This window comes from Pseudonocardia sp. MH-G8, assembly GCF_002262885.1.
Lineage (GTDB): Bacteria > Actinomycetota > Actinomycetes > Mycobacteriales > Pseudonocardiaceae > Pseudonocardia.
In genome coordinates, this window is record NZ_NKYF01000034.1 from 37,171 (window position 1) to 57,531 (window position 20,361).

Annotated in this window: 21 protein-coding genes and 2 pseudogenes; 8 read left to right on the top strand and 15 right to left on the bottom strand. The window is 71.7% G+C overall.

Going from position 1 to position 20,361, the window contains the following annotated elements:
- Positions 1 to 110: 110 nt before the first annotated feature.
- Both CFP66_RS41335 and CFP66_RS41340 read right to left on the bottom strand, forming a co-directional pair.
- Positions 111 to 1,382: a right-handed parallel beta-helix repeat-containing protein gene (locus CFP66_RS41335; protein ID WP_094930825.1), complete on the bottom strand. Its 1,272-nt coding sequence runs from the start codon at positions 1,380 to 1,382 to the stop codon at positions 111 to 113.
- A gap of 61 nt (positions 1,383 to 1,443) precedes the next feature.
- Positions 1,444 to 2,670: a lipopolysaccharide biosynthesis protein gene (locus CFP66_RS41340; RefSeq protein WP_094930826.1), complete on the bottom strand. Its 1,227-nt coding sequence runs from the start codon at positions 2,668 to 2,670 to the stop codon at positions 1,444 to 1,446.
- Between the two features lie 426 nt (positions 2,671 to 3,096).
- Between CFP66_RS41340 and istA the strand changes: the two are divergent.
- The 4 genes and pseudogenes from istA (at position 3,097) to CFP66_RS41355 (ending at position 6,142) form a co-directional block, all read left to right on the top strand.
- Positions 3,097 to 4,353: pseudogene (istA, locus tag CFP66_RS41345) on the top strand (IS21 family transposase).
- Positions 4,353 to 5,207: pseudogene (locus tag CFP66_RS50075) on the top strand (transposase); the annotation flags it as partial. The pseudogenes istA and CFP66_RS50075, both read left to right, overlap by 1 nt.
- A 42-nt stretch (positions 5,208 to 5,249) precedes the next feature.
- Positions 5,250 to 5,375, top strand: coding sequence for a hypothetical protein (locus CFP66_RS50080; RefSeq protein WP_255413936.1), 126 nt, complete (start codon positions 5,250 to 5,252; stop codon positions 5,373 to 5,375).
- 581 nt (positions 5,376 to 5,956) lie between these two features.
- Positions 5,957 to 6,142 (top strand): rhodanese-like domain-containing protein, encoded by a 186-nt coding sequence (locus tag CFP66_RS41355; protein ID WP_094930827.1) that lies wholly within the window; start codon positions 5,957 to 5,959, stop codon positions 6,140 to 6,142.
- 13 nt (positions 6,143 to 6,155) lie between these two features.
- On the opposite strand, the gene CFP66_RS41360 is transcribed toward CFP66_RS41355, so the two are convergent.
- The 13 genes from CFP66_RS41360 to CFP66_RS41415 form a co-directional block, all read right to left on the bottom strand.
- Positions 6,156 to 6,551: a hypothetical protein gene (locus CFP66_RS41360; protein ID WP_094930828.1), complete on the bottom strand. Its 396-nt coding sequence runs from the start codon at positions 6,549 to 6,551 to the stop codon at positions 6,156 to 6,158.
- A 16-nt stretch (positions 6,552 to 6,567) separates the two neighbouring features.
- Positions 6,568 to 7,416, bottom strand: coding sequence for a L,D-transpeptidase family protein (locus CFP66_RS41365; protein ID WP_143517569.1), 849 nt, complete (start codon positions 7,414 to 7,416; stop codon positions 6,568 to 6,570).
- Positions 7,417 to 7,628: 212 nt separating this feature from the next.
- Positions 7,629 to 9,209 carry an apolipoprotein N-acyltransferase gene (lnt, locus tag CFP66_RS41370; RefSeq protein WP_198962026.1) on the bottom strand — a complete coding sequence of 527 codons (1,581 nt, stop codon included), beginning with the start codon at positions 9,207 to 9,209 and terminating at the stop codon, positions 7,629 to 7,631.
- The gene (locus CFP66_RS41375; RefSeq protein WP_233160139.1) at positions 9,206 to 9,883 is read right to left on the bottom strand and encodes a TlpA disulfide reductase family protein; all 678 of its coding nucleotides are present in this window, start codon (positions 9,881 to 9,883) and stop codon (positions 9,206 to 9,208) included. Before CFP66_RS41375 ends, lnt begins: the two co-directional genes overlap by 4 nt.
- Entirely contained in the window at positions 9,883 to 10,527 is a 645-nt protein-coding gene (locus CFP66_RS41380; protein ID WP_094930830.1) for a redoxin domain-containing protein, read from the bottom strand. The genes CFP66_RS41375 and CFP66_RS41380 overlap by 1 nt, the downstream gene beginning before the upstream one ends.
- Positions 10,524 to 11,351, bottom strand: a complete 828-nt coding sequence (locus CFP66_RS41385; RefSeq protein WP_094930831.1) for a tetratricopeptide repeat protein — start codon at positions 11,349 to 11,351, stop codon at positions 10,524 to 10,526. The genes CFP66_RS41380 and CFP66_RS41385 overlap by 4 nt, the downstream gene beginning before the upstream one ends.
- Complete coding sequence (locus CFP66_RS41390; RefSeq protein WP_094930881.1) at positions 11,348 to 11,848, bottom strand: cytochrome c-type biogenesis protein CcmH; 501 nt, start codon at positions 11,846 to 11,848, stop codon at positions 11,348 to 11,350. The genes CFP66_RS41385 and CFP66_RS41390 overlap by 4 nt, the downstream gene beginning before the upstream one ends.
- Positions 11,841 to 13,823, bottom strand: coding sequence for a heme lyase CcmF/NrfE family subunit (locus CFP66_RS41395; protein WP_094930832.1), 1,983 nt, complete (start codon positions 13,821 to 13,823; stop codon positions 11,841 to 11,843). The genes CFP66_RS41390 and CFP66_RS41395 overlap by 8 nt, the downstream gene beginning before the upstream one ends.
- The gene (locus CFP66_RS41400) at positions 13,820 to 14,254 is read right to left on the bottom strand and encodes a cytochrome c maturation protein CcmE (RefSeq protein ID WP_094930833.1); all 435 of its coding nucleotides are present in this window, start codon (positions 14,252 to 14,254) and stop codon (positions 13,820 to 13,822) included. The genes CFP66_RS41395 and CFP66_RS41400 overlap by 4 nt, the downstream gene beginning before the upstream one ends.
- A complete protein-coding gene (locus CFP66_RS50085; RefSeq protein ID WP_255413937.1) occupies positions 14,251 to 14,373 on the bottom strand; it encodes a hypothetical protein in 123 nt (40 codons plus the stop codon). Before CFP66_RS50085 ends, CFP66_RS41400 begins: the two co-directional genes overlap by 4 nt.
- On the bottom strand, positions 14,366 to 15,136 hold the full coding sequence (gene ccsA, locus CFP66_RS41405; RefSeq protein WP_094930834.1) for a cytochrome c biogenesis protein CcsA: 771 nt from the start codon (positions 15,134 to 15,136) through the stop codon (positions 14,366 to 14,368). The genes CFP66_RS50085 and ccsA overlap by 8 nt, the downstream gene beginning before the upstream one ends.
- Positions 15,133 to 15,798, bottom strand: a complete 666-nt coding sequence (locus tag CFP66_RS41410) for a heme exporter protein CcmB (RefSeq protein ID WP_233160141.1) — start codon at positions 15,796 to 15,798, stop codon at positions 15,133 to 15,135. The genes ccsA and CFP66_RS41410 overlap by 4 nt, the downstream gene beginning before the upstream one ends.
- A gap of 26 nt (positions 15,799 to 15,824) precedes the next feature.
- On the bottom strand, positions 15,825 to 16,550 hold the full coding sequence (locus CFP66_RS41415) for an ATP-binding cassette domain-containing protein (protein WP_094930836.1): 726 nt from the start codon (positions 16,548 to 16,550) through the stop codon (positions 15,825 to 15,827).
- 150 nt (positions 16,551 to 16,700) lie between these two features.
- Between CFP66_RS41415 and CFP66_RS41420 the strand changes: the two genes are divergently transcribed.
- The 4 genes from CFP66_RS41420 (at position 16,701) to CFP66_RS47620 (ending at position 20,166) form a co-directional block, all read left to right on the top strand.
- Positions 16,701 to 17,453 (top strand): cytochrome c biogenesis CcdA family protein, encoded by a 753-nt coding sequence (locus tag CFP66_RS41420; RefSeq protein ID WP_094930837.1) that lies wholly within the window; start codon positions 16,701 to 16,703, stop codon positions 17,451 to 17,453.
- A gap of 405 nt (positions 17,454 to 17,858) precedes the next feature.
- Positions 17,859 to 18,665, top strand: coding sequence for a DUF3105 domain-containing protein (locus CFP66_RS41425; RefSeq protein WP_094930838.1), 807 nt, complete (start codon positions 17,859 to 17,861; stop codon positions 18,663 to 18,665).
- Positions 18,662 to 19,423 carry a DUF305 domain-containing protein gene (locus CFP66_RS41430; protein WP_094930839.1) on the top strand — a complete coding sequence of 254 codons (762 nt, stop codon included), beginning with the start codon at positions 18,662 to 18,664 and terminating at the stop codon, positions 19,421 to 19,423. Before CFP66_RS41425 ends, CFP66_RS41430 begins: the two co-directional genes overlap by 4 nt.
- A gap of 365 nt (positions 19,424 to 19,788) precedes the next feature.
- Complete coding sequence (locus tag CFP66_RS47620; protein ID WP_143517570.1) at positions 19,789 to 20,166, top strand: hypothetical protein; 378 nt, start codon at positions 19,789 to 19,791, stop codon at positions 20,164 to 20,166.
- Positions 20,167 to 20,361: the final 195 nt, after the last annotated feature.

Here is a 20,361-nt window from a genome sequence, read left to right on the forward strand (position 1 = left end):
GTGGAGTACGCCCGCTCAGGATGCGACCGCCGGCCACTGGCCGGCGCCCGGCGGTGCGCTTGGACGGGCGCCTGGTCGCTCCGAGGGCGTTCACCGCGGTGACCCACACGCTACCGAGGTCCTTCGACCGCGGGTGCCGAGCCACCCGACGGGCAGGGCTGTGTGATGTCGCCGGGCGACTCACCGTCCACGGGATTCGCTGTCGTGGCCACATTGCCGCAGAAGGAGCCGTGACTGGCGTCGGTTCCGATGCGCACGGGCGCGCCCGCCGATCCGGTCAGGTTGTTGTTCTCGACGGCGTTGCCGCTGTTGTCGTACTTGCCCGGGTCATCGCTCTGAATCTTCACGTTCCACCCGGCGCTGCCGGAGATCACGTTGCCCCGCACAACGTTGTTGAAACCGCGCAGCTCGACGTTGCTGCCCTTGTTGTCCAACGGCTCAGCGTTGTTCGAACAGTCGTTGTTCTCGAACACGTTGTCGTGCGCGTTCTCCTTGACGTCGAAGCACTCGGAGCCGAAGGTGCGGATGACGTTGCCCGTTACGACGTTGGTCGAGCTACCGTCGTTGCCGCGCATGGGCTGCTTGTCCGACTTCGGGCTGGTCCCGATGTAGACACCCTCGCCGTTGTGGTAGCGGAACGGAGCCTTCCCCTTCGGGTCCTTGGCGAACATCCCGCAGTACTGGATCACCGAGTCGGCGATCGTGTTGCCGTGCGCGTTGTTGCGCAGCCGCACACATTCCGAGCCGGCCCCGCTGAGGAACATGTTCCTGATCGTGACGCCGGTGATGTCAGTGGCGGAGTCGCCGGCCCCGATGTAGATCAGCTTGCTGTCCACCACCCTCGGCTGCACGCCGTCTTTGAACCCGGCGATCGCGGTGAGGTCGGTGGGCAGCGCGGTGCCGGACAGTTGTTGCTGCCCGTCCACCGTGAACCCCTCGAGGGTGTAGTAACTGTGGTCGATGCTGACGATGCGGCCCTGTCCGCGCAGCACCGCCTGGTAGCGCCCGGACGGATCCGTGCCCTGTTCCGGGCCCCGGATCGTGATCGGGGCGTCGGGGGAGCCCTCGCGCACCGTTGTGACCTGCTCGCGGTACTCGCCGGGTGCGAGGTTGATGACGGTGCCCGGTGTTGCGCGCTCCAGCGCGGCCTGGATCGTTTGCAGCGGCGCGGCCTGGGACCCGTCGCCGCTGTCGTTGCCCGTCGGGCCCACGTAGAGCTGCTGCAGGGCAGCCGGCGCGCGCGGCATCGGGGATGGCGCGGGGCCTGATCCGCCCGTCGTCGCGAGGATGAAGTAGGCGAGAAGGGCTGCAGCCGCGCCGATCCCGATCGCGGCGATCGTGACCGTCCGGCTGCGCGTGGTCGTCGATGACGCGTGTCTCATCAGACCTTCCAATCCTGTGGGTAGCGGCCGTCGGGGGCGACGGGGAGCCTCGCCGTGTTGATCAAGGCTTCTGGGCGGCGGGCTCTGCCGGGAACGGCAGACGACGGCGGGCCCGCACCAGTAGCACACCGGCCGCCGCGACGCTCTGCGCCCCGAGCCAGGACACGCCGGTGCCGACGACGCACAACACCGGCATGAGGAACCAGCTCCCCGCGATGACTGCCGTCGTGATCGAGGCGGGCAGCCCGAACAGGACGCGCCCGTTGCGGCGCACGCGGGCGGCCCACACGGTCGACCAGGTGATGACGTTCGGAATGGCCGACAGGGCGAGCAGCACCAGCAGCAGGGTGCCCTCGTCGGCGTAGAGCGGGCCGAACAGCGACAGCAGTGGGTATGCCAGCACCGCGATCCCGAGCACGGCCGGGACGAGCAGCACCATCGCCTTGCTGATCATGCTGCGGCGGGCCGCTTCGAGCTTGTCGGGTTCGGCGGCGACGTGGGCGACCAAGGACTGCCCCATCCCGTTGACAACCAGGTAGAGGGCGTAGGCGATCTGCCAGACCACCCCGTACACGGCCGCCGCCTCCGGGCCGAGCCGAGCCAGCACGAGCAGCGGGAGCCCGAACACCGCAGCCAGCAGGAACACGGTGCCGGCGTAGTCGGCCCGGACGAACGACGCGACGTCGGGAACGGTGACCGGCCTCGGGTCGGGGTCTGCCGGCCTCCGATGCGGGAGGACCCGCGCCAGGTAGATCGTGACGATCAAGACGATCACCGCGGTCGCGACCATCCAGGAGACCGCGATCCCGCTCGTCGTCCCGAGCGCAGCGGCCCCCGCCAGGAAGAGGATCTTGAGGACGGAGAACACGAGGTTCTCCACCGGCACGACCGCAGCGCGCTTCAGCGCGGGCAGGACGTAGTCCTGCAGCACGAACATCGTCCAGATTGGCGTGCTCACGGCGAAGAACGCGAGCAGCGCGGACCCGCCGAACCAGGCGTGCAGCCCCGGCGCCCACCACGCGGCGCCCAGGGCGAACACCGCACCCGCCGTGGCCGCGGCGGCGACGGCGACCGCGTAGCACGCCGCCACGAGCCTCCTGGCGCGCCCGCCCGCGACGGGGACGAAGCGCAGCAGTGCATTACCCAGGTTGAGCTGCGCGGCCGCGCCCAGCAGCGACAGCGCCGACAGGACCGTGCTGTTCACGCCGACCGTGGCCGGGTCGTACAGCCGCGCGGCCAAGATCCAGAACAGCAGTCCGAAACCGGAGGTGAGGCCCGAACTGAGCACAAGCGCCAAACCGTCGCGGTGTTGCGGCGTCCGCCAGCTGCGCAGGAACCCGGACCGCGGCGACCTGCTGGGGGGAGAGGCGGGGTGACCCTGCGAGGCGGACATGCGGTCCTTCCGGTCATCGGTTCACCCGGCGCGCCACTCGCCCCGAGAGCGTGGCCCACCGTGCAGGCCCGCCGCTGAAGAGGCGCTGAGAGCGGGGCAGGACGCTGAAGCGACGCTGAGAAGCCGACCTCATGCCCGCCCACGGCGCGTTGGCCACGCTGTGTGAGTCAGGGCTGGGACGGCTGCGGACACCGTCGCCATGCTCGGCTCACGGGCATCGCATCGCAGCCTGTCACCGGTGTCGGCGGCGCCTGAAAACTGACCCCTTTGCGGCGGGTGAAAGTTGACCCCCTCCACCAGATCGTTCTCAAGATCAGGAGGGTGCTGAGCGTGGAGGATTGGGCGGAGATCCGCCGGTTGCACCGGTCGGAGGGGTTGCCGATCAAGGCGATCACCCGGGTGATGGGGTGTTCGCGCAACACGGTGCGTGCAGCGCTGGCCAGCGATGGGCCACCGAAGTATGAGCGGGCCCCGGCGGGGTCGATCGTGGATGCGGTGGAGCCGCGGATCCGGGAGCTGCTTGCGGCGTATCCGACGATGCCCGCGACGGTGATCGCGGAGCGGATCGGGGGACCCGGTCGATCCGGGTGTTACGTGACCGGGTGGCCGAGTTGCGGCCGGTGTATCTGCCGCCGGACCCGGCCTCGCGCACCAGCTATGTGGCCGGGGAGATCGCGCAGTGCGACCTGTGGTTCCCGCCGATCACCATGCCGGTCGGGTTCGGACAGACCCGCAAGCCGACCCAGCTACCGGTGCTGACCATGGTGACCGGCTATGCCCGGTGGCTTTCGGCGGTGCTGATCCCCCTCCAGGAAGGCGGAAGACCTGTTCGCCGGCTGGTGGCAGCTGCTAGAGCGCCTGGGCGCGGTGCCGCGGGTGCTGGTCTGGGACGGCGAGGGCGCGATCGGGCGGTGGCGCGGCGGGCGCAGCGAACTCACCGGCGAGTGTCAGGCGTTCCGCGGAACGCTCGGTGCGAAGGTGCTGATCTGCCGGCCGGCCGACCCGGAGGCCAAAGGTCTGATCGAACGCGCGCACGACTACCTGGAACGCTCGTTCCTGCCCGGCCGCATCTTCGGCTCGCCGGCGGAGTTCAACACCCAGCTCGGCGACTGGTTGGCGGTAGTGAACACCCGGACCCGCCGGGCGTTGGGCTGCGCCCCCAACGATCGGATCACCGCCGACCGCCAGGCGATGCTCACGTTGCCACCAGTCGCGCCGGCGACCGGGTGGCGGGCCTCGACCCGGCTGGCCCGCGATCACTACATCCGGCTGGGCTCCAACGACTACTCGGTGCACCCGAGCGTGATCGGGCGCCGCATCGAGATCATCGCCGACCTGGCCCGGGTCCGCGCCGTCTGCGAGGGCAGGCTCGTCGCCGACCACGAGCGGATCTGGGCGGCTCACCAGACGATCTCCGACCCGGAGCACGTCGCAGCCGCGAAGGTGTTGCGCCGCCACCGGATCGGCATGTTGCGGCCCGCCCCGGAGCCGGAGGTCGAACAGCGGTGCCTGGCCGACTACGACACGGCGCTGGGTGTCACCAGCGCCGACCAGTCCGATGAGGGTGGGGTGGCGTAATGGCTCCCGCGAAGACCACCGCGACCACCGCGGCCGGGAGGGATCTGGCCGCCGAGGTGGCCTACCTGACCCGGGTGTTGAAGGCCCCCACCCTGCGCGAGTCGGTGACCCGGCTGGCCGAGCGGGCCCGCGCCGAGGGCTGGACCCACGAGGAGTTCCTGGTTGCCTGCCTGCAACGGGAGGCCTCGGCGCGGGAGTCCCACGGCGGGGAGGGCCGGATCCGGGCCGCGAGGTTCCCGGCCCGCAAGAGCCTGGAGGAGTTCGACTTCGACCACGCCCGGGGCCTCAAACGCGACACCATCGACCAGATCGTGCGCGACGGCGTTCGGCGGATGCTGGCCGAGGCCCTGCAGGCCGAGGTCGAGGCCTACATCGCCCAGTTCAGCGCCGAACGCGACGAGAACGGCCGGCGACTGGTGGTGCGCAACGGCTCCCACCAGCCACGCGAGGTCCTCACCAGCGCTGGCGCGGTCGGGGTGACCGCACCACGGGTCAACGACCGCCGCGTCGACCCCGACACCGGCGAACGGCGGCGGTTCTCCTCGGCGATCCTGCCACCCTGGTGCCGCAAGACCCCGAAGGTCACCGAGGTGCTGCCGCTGCTCTACCTGCACGGCCTGTCCTCGGGCGACTTCGTGCCCGCCCTCGGGCAGTTCCTCGGGTCCACGGCCGGGCTGTCCGCGCCGGTGATCACGAAGCTGACCGAGACCTGAGAGGCCGAGCAACGCAGTTTCGCCGCCCGCGACCTGTCCGGGGTGGACTACGTCTACCTGTGGGCCGACGGGATCGTGCGCCACGAGGCGCTGCATGACCGGGTGGGGGTGAGAGACCTCCACCGCCGGGCTGTCGTGGCAGCCGGGTGAAGCTGAGGCGAGGCCGGGAGCCGGCTGCCGCTCGTGGTCGGCGCCATCATCACGTTCGTCGCCGCGGTCGGATTCGACGTGCTGGCGGGTGAACACCCGACGCACACCCTCGGGCTTGCGCTGGTGGCCCTGGCGGTGGCCAGCATGCGCGTGCGGTAAAGTGGTCGGCGCGATGGTCTCCTTTCGGTCGTGTCGGGTGCCGTGGTGGCCCAGCCCGCTCTGCATGCAACGGCGAAGCTCGACCTGACGGCAACACACCACACGTCAGGCGGCCTCCCGCACGTGGTCGTAGCCGACGGTCCGGGTACCGGGATGCAGCTCGCGGTGTCGTCGGCCGTCGTCGTTGCTGTCGCGATGAGTGGGCGCATCGCCCGGCTGCTGCTGACCGCGCTGCGCCGGCCGGTGCAGCTGCTGGTCTCCCGACCAGCGCGACCCGTCCCCGTCCGTGCTACGGCTCGCCTGTGCGCCCGCCGTTGCGGGTCGATGTTGCGCTGGTGCGGCTGGAGCATCCAGGCGGCGAGACGTGGGGTGTCCACGGAAACGTCGATCCGCCATTCTGTCCCATGGCGACGGCCGCAGCTGGAGGTGGCCGAGCCGGACTGCGCCCGGCACCTGGGGATCCGTGGTGTTCGCGGCGGAAATGGATCTGCTCGACGTGCGTCAACCCGACGAATGGCACGCCGGGCACGTCGGACGCGCGCTGGGTCACTTGCGCCGACCTCCCGGATCGGGTCGACGAGGTGCTCGCCGAGCGACCGGTCGCCGTCACCTGCGGCAGCGGGTACCGCTCCTCCGTCGCGGCCAGCCTGCTCGCCCATCGCGGTCAACACGACGTCGTGAACGTCACCGGCGGTATGACTGCCCGGAGCAACGTGGGCTATCCGGTCGAGCACCGGCGGGCCGGGGTGCACGGGCCGGCAGGTTGACGATGAACAGCGGTCAAGCGGGGTGTACTCGTGCGGCGCGCCGCAGGGCGTACACCGCGAGCCGCACGACCAGCGCGTCGAGTAGGAAGGCGATGAACGGCCACGGGTTGTTCCAGGTCGGAAGAACGTCGCCGAATCCGGGCACACCTGCCACCATCGGTACGAGGAAGCTGGCCACACCTAGTGAACCGGTCACCGCAGCTGCCAGCAGTGTCCCTGGCCGCTTGGCGATCACCAGCGCCACGACGCCGACGGCGGCCGCCGCGGCGAGCACGGCCGAGACCGTTGCACCCACGATCCCCGCGCGGGAGGCGTCGAGCGCGACCCACAGGTGCGCGGCACCGGCAGCAGACCACACCGCGGCCGCCGCTTCACGGCTGCCGTGTGAGAACTGGGCGTCCTTGGGCACAGTGCTCCTAGCCCCGTTATTCCTGGTCGATGATCACGAGCGTGCCGAGCGGGACTTCGGTGAGCTGTTCCAGCGCTTCCTGAGAAATGCGGAGGCAGCCGTTGCTGACCGCTTGGCCGAACGAGCTCGCCTCGGGCCACGCATGGATCGCAACGGTTCCCGGACCGCCACCGAAGGTGTCGAGCGTGGGGCTGTGCGTGCCGAGCGGGAGGATCACCGGTGAGAAGTTCTGGTTCTGGTCGGCGAACGCGCCGAGCAGGAACGTGCGGCCGGTCGGTGTGGGCGTCTCCTCCGTGCCGATTCCCACCGACCACTGGCCCACGACGTCGCCGTCGCGCACGAGTTCGAGGGTCTTCGAGCCCAGGTGCACCTCGACGACGTAGGGCGTCCTGGCCCGCTCGACGTCGTCCGCGCGGATCCAGCCGGTGGAACTGGCCGGCTTGGAGGGCAGGAGCACCTGCACCCAGCCGGGCTGCTCGGCGAGCACGGGGAGCCACGTGTCGCCGAACTGCGTGGTCTCCATGCGGGCGATCGCACGTCCGTCGGGGGCGTCGTGCACCGGAGTCTCCCGGATCGGGTGCACGACGAGGCCGTCGTTGCGCCCCAACGGGTCGGGGTCGGACGGTGCGCCCTCGACCGTGGTGTAGGTGCTGCTCACGGGGAGTTCGCCGGGAGGGGCGTCGCCCTCGGTGACGGAGGACGGCTCGGTGCCGGGCCCGCCGCCGTCGAGGAAGGTGAAGCCCAGCGCGAGGGCGATCATGACGGCGACTCCGGCGATCGCCCCGAAGAGGATTCGGCGCCGGGACGAGCCGGGGCCGGGGCCCCGGGAGGGTGCCGCTTCCGGCGGCGCGATGTGCTGCGACATGTCACCCAACAGAGCCGATCGGACAGGGAGGACCTCACCGCACGGCATGTTGCCCACCGACGGTCACGCATCTCTTCAACGAAATCCGCTCGATCGGGTTACTCCGATTTGTCCGACTACGGTCTGTGCTTCTCGGTGGACGGGGTAGGAGCCTGCCCGCAAAGCGCCGGTGCCCACGGTCCGACGCGACGGCAGGCTCGCGCTGAAGCCGCTCATCGAGATCGGCCTGCCACCCGGCGCACTTCTCGTGTGAGCGCGGGAGCCGCGAGGGCGAGGACGGCGAGCACGATGAACGGCATGTCGCCGAGTTGTGCGTACGGTGTCAACCCGGTGCGCAGTGGCACGCTCTCGCGGAGCAGCCCTGGGGCTCCGAGTTCGGTCTGCGCCACTACCTGGCCGTCCGGGAGTACGACCACGGAGTAGCCGGTAGGCGCGGACTGCAGGACGGTGCGCCCGAACTCCTGCGCTCGTAGCCGGGCGGCGGCGACCTCGATCGCGGGGACCTCTTCGGTCGGGTAAGAGGCTGCGTTGGTCGGCACGAGCACGATCCGCCCGCCTGCGGTGACGGCCTCGCGTACGCGATCGGCGAACAGGACCTCGTAGGAGATGACTACACCGAGCGGGCCGGCGGGGGAGTCGAGGATGGCCTCGCCCTGACCGGCGATGGCGTCGCGGGGTACGAGCGCGGTCAGGTCGGTGACGCGCTCGAGTAGCGCGCGGCCGGGGATGTACTCCCCGAAGGGGACTCGGTGCTCCTTCTCGTACCGGCCCAGCCGCGACCCGTCCGCGCCCCACAGGACGGCCGCGTTGCGGAAGCCGGAGTCCTGGAACTCGGCGATCCCGATGACGACCGGGGCATCGACGCGGCGAGCCAGGTCGGTGGCCCGGCGCTCGGCGGGGGATCCGTTGATCGAGCCCTCGACGCTGATCACGGTTTCGGGCAGCAGGACGAGGTCCGGTGATCCGGTGATCTGTTCGGCCACGGCGAACTGCCGGTCGGTGGTGTCCTGGGGGTTCGTGTGGACCGCGCGCAGTCCTCGTGGGCCTCCGCCCTGCACCACGGCGGCGTCGATGGTGCCGGCCGGTGTGGTCGCGACCGCTGCCCCGGCGACCAGCGACGCCCCGGCGATGACGGCAGCAGTGCCAACGGCCAGCAGCCGGCGCCTACCCCGGCAGAGGAAGACGGCGGCGAGCCCGACGCCGGCGGTCGCCGCGAGCGCGGTCACCAGCAGCGAACCGCCCAGCGGCGCCGCGAGTGCGAAGGGCCCGTCGATCTGGCTGAGCACCAGCGCGGGCAGGGGGAAGCCGTCGAGCGGGAACCGGGCCTGGGCCGCATCGAGTAGAACCAGGGCCGCCGGCAGGCCCCACCAGCCTCCCGACCATCGCCCGGCGCGGGCGGTGGGAACCAGGGCCACGGCGACGGCGAGCATGACGGCCTCGAGGAGCGCGACGGCGACGTAGCCGGCCACGGCGAACCCGGTCAGCCACAACAGCGTCCACGAGTACAGGACGACGCCGGTGAGCCCGCTGAGCAACAGCCGAGTCCGCAGGGTCCGGCCGTGCAGCGCGACCGTCAGCGCGGCGACGCCGATCGGCAGAAGCGGCCACCAGCCCCGCGGTGGCGCGGCCAGCGCCCAGGCGGCTCCGGCCGCGACCGCGAGAGCGACGGCGGCGGGCAGCGGCACCGCCGGTCGTGCCTGATCCACGGCGGCCGTATCGCTCTCGGGCACATGGGTGACCGGGTCGTCGACGTGGATGGCGGGTCTCCTCTCGGGGGCGACGCGGCCGGTCACGGCTGGTCGGTCAGGTAGCGCCGCACGGTCTGCGCGACCTCGTCGGGTGTGGAGAACACGACGGGCGGGTTGATCCGCTGGAGCGATCCGTTCGCCCGCACCACGTACGAGGTCGGGATGGCGAGTGGGACCTGCAGCGCCGCCCACAGCTCGCCGTCGGTGTCGACCACCGAGGGGTAGGTCGCGCCGAGGTCGCCGAGCACGCCCAGTGCGGTGATCGCGTCGTCGCGCACGTCGACGCCGATCACGGGAACCGCGTCCGGTCGGGCGGCGTAGGCATCGAGCACCGGGATCTCCTCACGACAGGGCCCGCACCAGGACGCCCAGACATTGAGCAGGGCGGGCCGGCCGGCCAGCGCCGCGGCGAGATCCACCTCGCCGGGCGCGCCGAGGCAGGGAACGATGATCCCGGCCAGCCGCCCCGAGGCAGGGGGCGTGCCGGGCGCCGGGGCAGGGCAGGGCGCGAGCGCGGCCCTGGCCCGCAGCGGGGCGAGCTCGTCATCCGACGGCATGGTCATGACCGACCCGTCGGCGCCGACCGACCACGGGAGGATGCCGTCGCCCGGCTCCGTCTCGCCGCCGCTTCGAGGCCAGAGCGCCACCACACCGGCGAGGGCGAGCACCACGACGAGCACCGTCCAGCGTGCCTCTGACGAGCCCAGCCCGGCCCGCATCAGCCGCCCCCGATCAGAGGAGCCCCGGGCGCGGGCTGTACCGGTCCGCCGCTCTGTCCCCCTGGTTGCCGCCCGGCGATCACCGCGTCCAGGATGCCGGCGAGGAGCGGGTAGGTGGTGGGCCCGGTGATCTTTGCGACCACCGTGCCGGACCGGTCCAGAACGAACGTCTCGGGCACCCCGAACAGTCCGAACTCGAGCGCAGCGCGGGATCCGACGTCCGTGGCGTACAGGTAGTTGTCGCCGCCGCGGCCCAGCTCGTCGAGGAACGCCACCGCGGAGGATGCCGCGTCCTGGTAGTCGACGCCGACGAACGTGACGCCCGCGTCGCGGTACTGCGCCGCAGCACCGACAAGGGCCGGGTGTTCCTCCCGACACGCGACGCACCACGACGCCCAGAAGTTGACCACCACGATCTGGCCGCGCAGGGCGGCGAGCGAGACCTCGCCCGTCCCCTCCAGCGCGGGGAGCGCGAAGTCGGGGGCCGGTTGGCCGATCAGAGGGCTGTCCACCAGCGTCGGGTCGGTGGTCAGTCTCGACCCGAACATCGCCCCGATCCCGATCGCGACGAGCACGACGACCACGGCGGCCACCCGCAGTGCGCGGCGGCGCCGCGGCGGGACCGGGGCCGGCAGGTCGCTCATCCCGTACCTCCCTGGCCTGAACCTTCTTGGCGGCGCTGCTCGGCGGTCGCGGTGAGCTGGTCGACCTGCGCGCGGACCTCCGCGGGCAGGTCACGCCCGGCCAGCTCCTGCAGGGTGGCGAGCGCGGCCGTCGGGTCGTCGACACCGTAGAGCTCGATGTTCGCCTTGAACCACAGCGCTTCGTCCAGTGACGGGTCGATGGCCAGCGCCTGCTCCACCGACCGCATGGCCTCCTCGGGTTGGTCGATCTGCAGGAGCAGCCAGCCGAGGCGGGCCAGGGCATCGGCATTGCCCGGCTCCCGGCGCAGTGCGTCGAGGTAGTGGCGCATCGCCGGCTCGTACTCGCCCTGGGCCACGTAACGGTCGGCCAGCGCCACACGCATCCCGATGACGTCGGGGTTGGCCGCGACCACCTGTTCGAGCTGCTCGTCGGTGACGGTGGCCGACGGGTCGAGCGGCGGGGCGCCTGCGGCGCCCTGAACGGCCTCGTTCCCGGTGACGGCGCCACCGGCCGGCCGCTCGAGCAGCGAGGCGGGGAGCAGGACCACGGCGGCCACCAGCGCGACGACGACGGCCAGCAGGTACGCGAGTGACCAACCGCGTGGGCGGGACCGCGGCATGAGCGGAGGTTCGGCGTCGGTGCCCAGCGCATCCAGTGCATCCAGCGCCTCCAGGGCGCGGCCCGCGGTGGTTTCGTAGCGGCGGCGCAGGGGGCGGGCGTCGACCTCGGTGATCTCGCCGGCTGCGACCTGCGCGTCGAGGTCGACGATGTCGCGCACGGCCTGGTCGGCCAGCTGGCGCAGCTGCACCTCCCGGGCGGTCACGGCTCGTCCTCCTCTGCCGTCCCGGCCGCCCGCGCTCGGGCCACGGCGGCCTCGACCCGGGCGCGCTCGTCGTCGGTGGGCTCGACGGTCGGGGCGTCCCGGCGTCGGCGCACGCGGGCCAGCACCAGAGCGGCGCCGAGGACGGCCGCGGCGAGCGGCACCAGCCACAGCGGCAGCGTGCTGCCCCGCGTCGGCGGGTCGAACAGCACCCAGTCGCCGTAGCGGGCGCGGAAGAAGCCCACGATCTCGCGGTCGGTGCGCCCGGCGGCCACCTGCTCGGCGACGACCTGCCGCATGGCTGTCGCCGTGTCGGACGGCGACTCGGCGACGGAGACGCTCTTGCACACCGGGCAGCGCAGCCGCTCCGCGAGCTCCTGGACGCGGTCCGGAGCCGGTCGCGTTGCGGTGAGCAGCGTGCCGACGGTGACCGCGAGCAGCCCCAGGATCGCGAGCGCAACCGCGAGGGTGCCGGCCCGCCGTCGAGTGGGCTCAGCCACCGGCACGCACCTCCAGCGGCGGCTTCTCCCCGGGGGGGACCTCCGGAGACCGGCGCCGCGGGGTGCCGAGGGCCCAGAATCCACCTGCCGCGACAAGCGCGCCGGCAACCCACAGCCACACCATCAACGGGTAGCGGTAGAGGTTCAGCGTCACCCGGTCCGGGTCGAGGCTGCCCAGCGACACGTAGATGTCCTGGCCGAGGGTTGACCACACCGACGGGTTGCCCACGGCCTGCGGCTGGTTCGGGAACGAGTTGAGCCGCGGCTCCGCGACCCGCACGACCTCCCCTGCGGACCGCAGCACGATGTGGGCGTCCGTGACCAGTCGGTCGGGTTGCCGGTGCTGCTCGCTGACCTCGAAGGTCACCGAGTAGCCGGCGAAGTCGACGGACTGGCCGCGATCGAGGGTCACCGTGGCCCGCTCGGCGAGGCCCCCGGACACGGCGATGACCACGGCGGCGAACGCGACACCGAGGTGGGCCAGCTGCCCGCCCCAGTAGCCGCGCTGCCCGCGCAGCAATCGCCACACCGCGGCCGGTGTCCGGGCGGGCGCGGTGACCAGCAGCTGGCGCACGGTGGACGCGGCGATGCCTGCCGCGATTCCGACGACCGCGACCACGCCAGGCGACAGCACCCCGGCGGCCACGACCGCCGCGGCGGCGGCGCTGGCCGCGAGCAGCGGGATCCGCAGCCGGGACCACAGCACCGCGGCGCTCGCGCGACGGTACGGGGTCACCGGTCCGACGCCCATGGCGAGCAGCAGCGCGAAGCTCAGCGGCACCGCCATCCGGTCGAAGAACGGTCGCCCGACCGACACCTGCTGCCCGGTCACGGCCTCGACGAAGATCGGGTAGGTGGTGCCCAGCAGCACGACGAACGCGAACAGGCTCAGCAGCAGGTTGTTGATCAGGAACATGCCCTCGCGGCTGGCGATCGACTCGGGCCGGGACAGCGACGCCACCCGCTCGGCCCGCAGCACGACGAGCGTGAACCCGGCGCCGACCACCAGCACGAAGAAGGCCAGCAGCGCCGGACCCACGGCGGACTGGCTGAAGCTGTGCACCGAGATCACCACTGAGGAGCGGGTGAGGAAGGTCCCCAGGATGGTGAGGGAGAAGGTGGCCAGCGCAAGCACGAAGTTCCAGGCCTGCAGCATGCCGCGGCGCACCTGCACGACCGCGGAGTGGAGGAACGCCGTGGCGACCAGCCACGGGATCAGCGCCGCGTTCTCCACGGGGTCCCAGGCCCAGTAGCCGCCCCAGCCCAGCACCTCGTAGGACCACCAGGCGCCGAGCACGAGGCCGGCGGTGAGGAAGCTCCAGGCCACCAGGTTGGCCCGGCGGGTTCGGCGCAGCCAGTCCACGCCGCCCTCGCGCATCAGCAGCGCCGACATCGCGAACGCGAAGGGCACGGTGAACCCGACGTAGCCCAGGTACAGCATGGGCGGGTGGAAGGCGACCATCAGGTGGTCGCGCAGGATCGGGTTCGCCCCCGGCCCGTCGGCCGGCGGGTTCGCCAGGATCTCGAACGGGTTGGCGGCGAGCACGACCACACCGAAGAAGAACGCGCCGACCAGCCCGAGGACCCCCAGCGCGCCGGTGCCCAGCCGGTCGGCCGTCCCGGGCACCTGCCGCATCACCACAGCCGTGAACCCGGCGAGGATCAGCACCCAGAGCACCATGCTGCCGTCGAGAGCGGCCCATGCGCTGGTGATGGTGAACAGCAGCGGGGTGGCCCGTGAGTGGGTCTCGGCGACGTAGGACACCGCGAAGTTGTCGGTGAGCAGCGCCACCTCCAGCGCCGTCATGGCAAGCGCCGCACCACCGAGCATGCACCACACCGCGGCCTGCAGCTGCCGGCGGCGCACCGCGTCGGGCCATCGCTGGGCGCGCAGCCCCAGCACGGCGAGCACGATCGAGCCGGCGAGGCCGAGCATCGCGCCCGACCAGCCGGCGGCCGGCACCGCGGTGGTCATGTCGCCTCCCCCTCCGGGGGCCGGTAGTTCTCGTCGTGCTTGACCTTCATCGTGTCCGAGACGAACTCGTCCCCGCGCCAGGAGCCCTCCAGCACGACCCCGATCCCGGCTCCGAACAGCTGAGCCGGGGCGCCGCGGTGTTCCACCGGAATCCTCGCGCTGTCCGGTGCGGTAGCCGAGCTGACCTCGAACCGCACGCCATCGGCAGTGGGCGTCACCGTGCCGTCCACGACGAGCCCGCCGAGCTGGAACCGGCGGCCGTCGGGGTACTCGGCGCGCTGCGTGGTCGCCTCGGCCGGGTCCAGGTAGTAGACGAGGTTGCGGTTGAGGTTGCCGAACAGCAGCATGCCGACGAGCACCGCGACAGCGCCGAGGGCCGCGACCGCGAGCAGCCGGTACCGGGTGAGCCCGCGCGGTGCCGCCCGGGTCATCGCGACTCCTCCGCGCGCCGGCGCAGTGCTCTCGCCCTACGCAGCAGCACCGTGACATAGCCGGTCATCGCCGTGGCCGTGGTCGCGTAACCCACGAGCACCCACATCCACTCAGACATTTCCACCCCCGATGTCACGGCTCTCCCGTCGCGGAGCGGTCACCGCGGCGCCGGCCACCGGCCGCGGCCGGGCCTCCTCCGCGGCGTCGAGGGCGTCCTCGGTCGCCTGCAGCCGCGCCCGTGCCCGCACCAGCAGCGTGTACAGCAGCGTGAACGCCACGACGCTGATCACCAGGGCCGCGAGCATCGCCTCGTCGATGGCCGGGGCGCCGGGCCGCAGGACGCTGGGCGGCTGGTGCAGCGTGCGCCACCACAGTACCGAGAAGTGCACCAGCGGTACCTGCGCGAACGCGACCACGCCGAACACCGCCGATCGGCGAGCGCGCAGCAACGGGTCAGCGGTGGCGCGGCGCAGGGCCATGTAGCCGAGGTAGATGAAGAACAGGAGCGCGGTCGTCACCAGGCGCGCGTCCCAGGTCCACCACACGCCCCAGGTCGGCTTGCCCCAGATCGAGCCGAGCGCGATGGCCAGCCCGGTGAAGAACACCCCGACCTCGGCGCTGGCTGCCGCCAACCGGTCCAGCCCAGGACGACGCCGCCACAGCCAACCGATGCTCGCCGCGAACGTCACGGCATAGCTGAGGAACGCGGTCCACGCCGCCGGAACGTGGACATACATCAACCGGACCAACTCGCCCTGCAGGTAGTCGGGCGGCGACAGCATCGCCGCCGCCAACCCGGCCGCACCGGCCAATCCGGCGGCGACCGGAAGACGGTGCCCGAACACCGCCCGTGCCGACACCGTGACGGCATGGTCTGTCATGTCAGGTCCTCCAGGTAGCGGGCGCACCACGCGGCGAGCAGCGCGGCGACGAGGTCGACGGTGAGCATGAGCACCAGCCACGGCCAGGGCGAACGCCCGTGATGGCCGGCCTGCACGACGCTCGTGGCGCCGATCAGGAGCGGCACCGCGACCGGCGCCACGAGCAGCGGTCCGAGCGTGGTGCGACCGGCGAGCCCCACCGCGAGCGCGTCCGCCAGTGCGCCGAGCACGGCCAGCCCGGCGGCCACGAGCACGAACACCGGTGCCAACCACGGCCAGCCGATCAGGTTCGGGTCGTAGAGCAGCACCGCGACCGGGGCCAGCACGAGCTGGAACCCCAGCAGGAGTACACCGTTGGCCAGCGCCCGCCCGGCGAGGCGCACCCGCGGGCCGACCCCGGACAGGCGCAGCACGGTCCGCTGCGCCGGGGGTTCGACGGCACTGGCGCGCATGGTCACCATCACCCCGAACAGCAGCACGACCAGCCAGTACAGCGCCGGGCCGAGCGCGCGCAGCAGCGGCGTGTCCACCCCGACGGCCAGCGGAGCGAGCAGCAACGCGACCGCCCCGAACGGAGCGGTCACCAGCAACGCCTCGCCTGCCCGCAGCTCCGTCCGCAGGTCCTTCCGGGCCAGGGTGAGGGCCTGCGTGAGCGGAGACACCAGGACAGGAGGCACTGCCGCCGCAGTCATGACGCACCCCTCGGGGCCGCCACGGGCTCCGCGTGCCCGTCGACGATCCGCACCAGGCGGTCGACGACGCCGGTCAATCGGTCCGGTTCGTGGGAGACGAGCACGCAGGCACCGCCACGGCCGCGGACGCCTGCCACGACGTCGTTCACCAGCCCGACGGCGTCGCGGTCAAGGCCAGCGTGGATCTCGTCGAGCAGCAGCAGGGACGGCCGCGTCAGCAGCACGCGCGCCAGCTCCGCACGCCGCTGCATGCCCTGCGAGCAGCGCTCGGCCCGCCGCGCCGCGGCGCCCCCGAGCCCGACGGCCTCCAGCGCCCGGTCGGCTGCAGGCTCGTCCCACCCGGTGATCCGGGCGACGAACCGCAGGTTCTCCGTCAATGAGAGCTGCGGGTACAGCGCAGGCAGGTGACCGACCAGTGCGATCGCGGGCCGAACCGCGGCGCACTCGGGACTGCCGAGCTCGCGGCCCAACACCTCCCCGCGGCCCGCAGCCGGTCTGATCAGCGTGGCCAGCAGGTGCAACAGCGTCGTCTTGCCCGAGCCGTTCGCGCCGAGTACCCCGAGCACCTCGCCTGCATCCAGGTGCAGGTCGAGGTCGCGCAGCACCGGCGTCCGGTTGAGTGTGACCGCGACGCCGTTCAGGCGCGCACGGCGCTGCCCGGTGTTGCGGGCCGGCCCGGAGCGCCGGTGGGCCCGATCGGTGGGCAGCTCGCTGTGCGGCATGGCGATCCCGCTCCGACCTCGGTTCCTGGTGACTACTGTGGACGCGCGAACCGCGCGTAGCCATACTGCGTTCCTCAGTACTATGCATTGTAGAAGGTGTGGGCGTGCAGGCGGGGTACCTCCGACGTCGGCCGAGGGAAGGACGGGTTCGTGGAGTTGCTCGCCCTGATGTCCCTCGCCGTCGTCGCCGGGGCGGTGTCGTTCAGCTCGCCCTGCGTCCTGCCGCTGCTGCCCGGCTACGTGTCCTACGTATCCGGATTGAGGGGCGACGCAGTTCCTGTGCGCCGGGGCGGGGAAGGCGGCGGGTTGGCCGCGCGGCGTCGGGTCGCGCTGGGGTCCGGGCTGTTCGTCGCCGGGTTCGCGGTCGTCTTCATCGCGTTGGGAGCCACCGCCTCGGCCGTCGGCCTCGTGCTGCGCCAGCACATCGACGTCCTCAACGTCATCGGCGGCGCCGTCGTGGTGCTGCTCGGCCTGGCCATGGCCGGCCTCGTCCGGATCCCGGTGTTGCAGCGGCAGGCCCGTCTGGACCTGTCCCGCATCGGGACAGGTCCGGGCAGCGCCTTCCCCCTCGGCGCCGCGTTCGCGTTCGGCTGGACGCCCTGTGTGGGTCCGGTGCTGGCGTCGATCCTCACGACCGCGGCGAGCTCGGCGAACGTCGGACGGGGGGCACTGCTGCTGTCGGCCTACGCACTCGGCCTCGGCGCACCGTTCCTGGTCCTGGCCCGTGCCGTTGCCCGGGGGCGGGACCGCTTCGACTGGCTGCGGCGCAACGCCCGCCGGGTCGAGACGGCCGGGGGAGCGGCCCTGGTGCTCACCGGGATGCTGCTGATGACGGGGGGATGGACCGTGCTGATGAGCCGGGTGCTCGCCTTGTACGCGAGGCTGGGGTGGCCGCCGATATGACGGTCTGCACGAGCAGAAGGGCGTCATGTCCGATCCGCCGCCCTCGCCTCGCCCAGGTCTCCCGTCCCCACGAAGCCTGCATGCGGTCCTGGTCGTCGCGCTGTTCGATCCCGATCGGATCATCCCTTCGGGCAACTCGAGGCGTTCCGTCCGCAGGTCCTCGCCGTGGCGGCGGCCGGGGCCCGAGATCTACGTACTAGGTAGGTACACCCTCGACGGTCTCACTGTAGAACTCTGCGATCCGCCTGCTCGTCACGCCTGAACCCACGAGGGGGCGATGACGGCGAGGCGAGCTGGGTCCCCCGCGCAAGTGGGCAGTAAGGCAGTACTACCCTTCTACGTAGTTTATCGCGGGTCTGGCCGACGCCGCCGCGATTCGCCCCCGAGGGTGTCAGGGACGGTGTGATGGTCAGCGGGAAGAAGAGCAAGCAGGCTCGGCAGCCTCGGTCCGCGCTCGCGACCGGACGGGAGGTGCCGTGGGGGACGATCGCGGCCGTCCTGGTGGTGGTGCTGTTCGCGGGGGGCGTGTTCGGGTACGCGTTCCTCCAGTCGCAGGAGAACAACGCCCGGGACGCCGCGCTCGCCGCCTTCGTCCCGTCCGCCTCGAACCAGGACCCGTCGAGCCGGATCCCTGGCATCACCGAGCAGACCTACCAGGGGGCGCAGCACGTCGCCCCGACCGAGCAGGTCGCCTACACCGGGTCCCCGCCCACCGGCGGCACGCACGACCAGTACTGGGCGGCTTGCTCCGGCGTGGTCTACGAACAGCCGGTCCGCAGCGAGAACCTCGTGCACTCGATGGAACACGGCGCCGTCTGGATCGCCTACAACCCCGACCAGGTCGACGGTGATGCACTCGCTCAACTCGCCGCCCGTGTGCAGGATCGGCCGTACTCGGTGCTGTCTCCGTACCCGGGGCTCGACCAGCCCATCGCGCTGCAGTCCTGGGGCCACCAACTCAAGCTCGCCGACGCCGGCGACCCCCGCATCGACCAGTTCCTGACCGCGTTGCGCGCCAACCAGTACACACACCCCGAGGTGGGGGCGAGTTGCCAGGCGCTGGGGCCCGGCCAGTTCGACCAGGACGACCCGCCGCCGTACCGACCTGCACCTCCGCCCTCCTCGGTCGGGCAGCCCGGTGTCCGTGGAGAGACCGAGGCGTCGCCGGCTGCTCCCGGCATGGACGGCTCGTCCCCCGGAGGAGGGTCATGACCGATCGGCCGACCAGCAGCTATGCCGCGCTGACCGGCGGCGCCGACGGTTCCCACCCGGATGAGCGTCCGGTTGGCGCGGCGACGCCCGACGAAAGTGCGACCGGCGCGACCGGGCAGCCACGGTGGCCGCGGGTCGTGATCGTGACCGGCACGCTGCTGGCGCTGCTGCTGTTGGCCGCCGCCGGCGGCGTGGTGCTCGGGCGCTCCGGCTCCGACGGCCTAGCGGTGCCGCCTGCCGACTCGGTCGACGTCGGGTTCCTCCAGGACATGAGCGTGCACCACGAGAACGCCGTGCAGATGGCGGCCTGGGCGCGCGACAACAGCGCCGACCCCGCCGTTCGTCAGCTCGCTTACGACATCGAGTCCGGGCAGACCGCCCAGGTCGGGCAGATGCGGGGTTGGCTGGTCCTGTGGGGAGCGCCCGCACAGTCCCTGAGTGGCTACATGCGCTGGATGACCGACGCGGAGATGGGCATGGGGCATACGGCGGACGGTGTGGCCAGAATGCCCGGTATGGCTTCGTCGGACGACCTCGCCCGGCTCCGGGGCAGCGTCGGGCCCGCCGCCGACGTGATGTTCCTGCAGCTGATGCTGCGCCACCACGAAGGAGGCGTTCCGATGCTGGGCTACGCCATGGAGCGAGCCGCTCGGGCCGAGGTGCGCAACCTCGCCCGCCAGATGCTGACCGCTCAGACGGCCGAGAGCCAGGTGATGCGTCAGATGCTCACCGAACGCGGGGCAGCGCCGCTCTCGTGATGCCGTCACCGCTGTCGGCCACTGAGCCATCCGCCCGGGAACCGCACTGGCGCAACGACGGCGTCCTTGACCTTCGAACTCATGCCCAAGCTCCATCGCGCCGGCTGTAGTCAGCCTGAGCGCCCGCTTCTCGAGGCAGTCGGTGACCACATGACTCCACCGACACGCCGGTCCGGTCCTGGATCCGGCGCAGCGCGGAGGGCATTCGGCGTCGCGCTCGCGATCGTCGTCGTCGTCGCTGCGATCCTCCTGCTGCAGAGCGGGTTCCGCACGCCCGTCCCCGAGTTCCCCGAAGTATCCGGTGATCGACTGCAGTCGGACCGTCACATGTGTGAAGTGCAGAACGGCGTCGGCAGGTGCACGTCGTGAGCACGGGTGTGGGGCTGCTGGTGTTCCTCGGCGGCCCGGTCCTGATCACGGGGCTGATCACCGCGGTGGTCTTCGCCGTTTCGAAGCCTCGCGAGCAGGGTGCGCCTGCGGGGCCGCCCGTGGGGATCACCGCGGAGCTCCTTCCATGTCGGCTTTCCGCCGATGCCGAAGGTCGTGCAGTGCACGAGCCTGATCCCGACGTTGCCGATCGGCGGCGGTGTTGGCGTCTCGCCTGTGCGGAGTGCGGCAGCCGGTATCGCGAAGGCGCTGCTGACGAGGTGCATTTCTCGGAACCGGCGCCGGTCATCGCTGTCGCTCGGAGTCGTGGTTGGGCGCTCGCCGGCCACCGGATGCGGTGCCGCAGGTGCCGCTGACCCGAGCGGCGTGTCTCGGCTTGCGCAGGCGTCGTGCGAGCCGATCAGGCGCGTTCCCGATACCGGTCCGACCGGTTCGTGCTGTCATTCTGAGGCTGATGCGCCCGAACGAAGTCGAATCGTTGGGACTGAGGTTCCAGATCGGAAGAGGGGGGCTCCCGCTGGAACCTCAGTCATAGGTCACGATAGCGAAAC